At 34.2% G+C, this 2,522-nt stretch carries 5 protein-coding genes; all 5 read right to left on the minus strand.

All coding sequences use genetic code 11. The features are described 5' to 3' along the window. Positions 1–414: tRNA (adenosine(37)-N6)-threonylcarbamoyltransferase complex transferase subunit TsaD (locus ACI3VO_RS14520; protein WP_439758602.1), on the minus strand; the 414-nt coding region annotated here is incomplete at its 3' end. Between the two features lie 18 nt (positions 415–432). Further along, entirely contained in the window at positions 433–903 is a 471-nt protein-coding gene (gene rimI, locus ACI3VO_RS14525; RefSeq protein ID WP_439758605.1) for a ribosomal protein S18-alanine N-acetyltransferase, read from the minus strand. Between the two features lie 52 nt (positions 904–955). Beyond that, positions 956–1,675 (minus strand): tRNA (adenosine(37)-N6)-threonylcarbamoyltransferase complex dimerization subunit type 1 TsaB, encoded by a 720-nt coding sequence (gene tsaB, locus ACI3VO_RS14530; protein ID WP_439758603.1) that lies wholly within the window; start codon positions 1,673–1,675, stop codon positions 956–958. Next, positions 1,675–2,127, minus strand: a complete 453-nt coding sequence (gene tsaE, locus ACI3VO_RS14535; protein WP_439758606.1) for a tRNA (adenosine(37)-N6)-threonylcarbamoyltransferase complex ATPase subunit type 1 TsaE — start codon at positions 2,125–2,127, stop codon at positions 1,675–1,677. Before tsaE ends, tsaB begins: the two co-directional genes overlap by 1 nt. A gap of 203 nt (positions 2,128–2,330) precedes the next feature. Next, positions 2,331–2,495 carry a hypothetical protein gene (locus ACI3VO_RS14540; RefSeq protein ID WP_439758604.1) on the minus strand — a complete coding sequence of 55 codons (165 nt, stop codon included), beginning with the start codon at positions 2,493–2,495 and terminating at the stop codon, positions 2,331–2,333. Positions 2,496–2,522 lie beyond the last annotated feature (27 nt).

A 2,522-nucleotide genomic window follows, 5' to 3' on the forward strand; every position in this document is an offset into this window, starting at 1 on the left:
AACTACTAGAGTTATAAATGGTGGTTTTAAATCCTTGTGTTCTATGTAATTTGCGTTTATGTGACCTTGCATGTGGTTTACTCCAACTAGTGGTATTCCTAGCGTAAATGCAAGAGCCTTTGCATAAGATAATCCTACTAAAAGCGCCCCAACTAGCCCTGGTCCGTAAGTCACAGCTATGTGGTCGATTTCTTCTGGTTTGATTCCTGCTGTATCTAGAGCCTCTTGGTATACTGCGTCTATGTTTTCTATATGTTTTCTAGATGCTACCTCTGGAACTACACCGCCGAACTTTTTATGTAATTCTATTTGAGTTGAAACTATGTTAGCAAGCACTTCTCTACCGTTTTTTAGTATAGCAACTGCTGTCTCGTCACAACTACTTTCTATAGATAATGTTATAATATCCTTCATTATTTCACCGCCTCGTTATTAAAATTCCTTCAATTGATTCCACATAATTATGGCATCCTCTTTATTATCGTTGTAATATTCTTTTCTTATTCCTGCCATTTTAAATCCGTATTTTCTATATAAATTTTGTGCAACTGTGTTTGATTTTCTGACTTCTAATGTCATTGAAAAAATGCCTTCTTTTTTGCATAATTCCACCATTTCGTGCACTAATCTATCTCCTATTCTCTGACCTCTATAATCACTGTGAACTGCCACGTTTGTTATATGCCCCTCATCTACTATAAGCCAAATCCCAACATATCCGACAATTTTACCATTTAAATCTGCCACAAGATATCTCGCTAAATTGTTTTTTAGCTCGTCCATTAGAGATTTCTTAGACCAAGGATCGGCAAAACAATCGACCTCTACCTTGTGAACCTCATCGATATCTGCCTTTCTCATAGGTCTTATGATTAAATTGTTCGCATCTAAATCTGTCGCCATACTTAAAACATGATGTATGTCTGGATTGTTTCCTATGTCCATATTTTCCATTTTATTTGTCATTTTGTTGTAGCCTCTTTTGTTTTTCTTCGTATTGTTCTTCGGCTTGTGATTTTCTTATGTATAGAGGGTTTATATTGTAGCAATTGTATATGTCCTTTTGTTCATCAAACTTAGCCTTTGCAACTGAGCATAGACTGCTTGCCTTAGTTACGTTGTTTGATGCTGCAGGAATTTCTATGTTTTCAATCTCTTTGATTTTGTCTTCGTATTTATAAACTGCTTCACCTACTAATATCCATTGTTCGCTACTTTGCGCCAATTCTTCAAGTAGGTCATCTATTGGTTCGATTCCTATTTCTTTAATTTCTGTTAACTTTGTACCAACGTATTTGTATCTTCCTGTATAAACTTGATTTCTTTGTGCATCTAATATTGAGCATATTTTCTTGTCACAAAGGTTCATGTTTCCAGCAAGTATTTCAAGCGAATTAACGCCAATCACTGGTATGTCGTTCACATGAGCAATCGCCTTAGCAGTCGCCATTCCTATTCTAAGCCCAGTAAATGATCCCGGCCCCTCGCAAATTGCCACTGCATCCATCTCTCTTATGCTCAAATCACTTAAACTCAGCATATTTTCTATCATAGGCATAAGCTTTTGTGAATGAGTCTTTTTAGTGTTGATTGTATATTCACAAATTAATTTATTGTCCTCTATAACAGCCACACTCGCAGCCATAGAAGATGTATCTATTCCCAAAATCTTCATTATTTAGTCAACTCCTCAACTATTTTTTCGTATTCTTCTCCATAAGGGATTAAAGTCATTTCCCTTCCCATATCCTTGTATTTTAATTCTATTTTTAAATATTCATCTGGTAGTATATCCTCAATTATGTTCGCCCATTCAATTATGCATATACCTTCTCCATTTATGTACTCCTCGAATCCTATGTCGTACATCTCATCGCTACATCCGATTCTATATACGTCGAAGTGGTATAGCGGTATCTTGCCTTCATATTCGTTTACTATTGTGAAGGTAGGGCTTGTTATGTAGTCGTCTACCTCTAGTGCTTCGGCAAGGCTTTGAGTCATAGTAGTCTTGCCTGCTCCTAGGTCTCCAATTAGGCATATTATGCTCCCTGGCTTTAGTAGTTTGCCTAGCTTGAAGCCTATCTCTCTCGTGTCTTTTTCTTCGTTTAAATATATTTTTCTTATCATTATTTTCATCTCCGTATCTAATTTCATAGTTAAATATGAATCAGATATTATTATATTATAGTTTGTTAGAAATTTATAGGCTTACAGATAAAATTTAATAAGTAATTTTTTAGACAATATAAAAGGCTTGCTTCATATTTAGTATGATTTACAAGCCTGTTTTTTTATAGTAGATGAGTTTCACTCCATCTTTTCATATCTTAAAATAAATGTTTTATTTCATTTTGTTTTACATTTCTAAATTCTTTATCTAGCTTAATTTCTTTGTTTTCTCCACTTTTAGCTTTTTCAAGAGCATTTACAAAACTTCTAGCGGGTCGCTTATTTCTTATATTTATATTTTTTAAAATAGTTTTAGTAGTCATATAAAAATACTCCTTTCACTTTTCTAT

Source organism: Intestinibacter sp. (genome assembly GCF_051866655.1).
Classification (GTDB): Bacteria; Bacillota; Clostridia; order Peptostreptococcales; family Peptostreptococcaceae; genus Intestinibacter.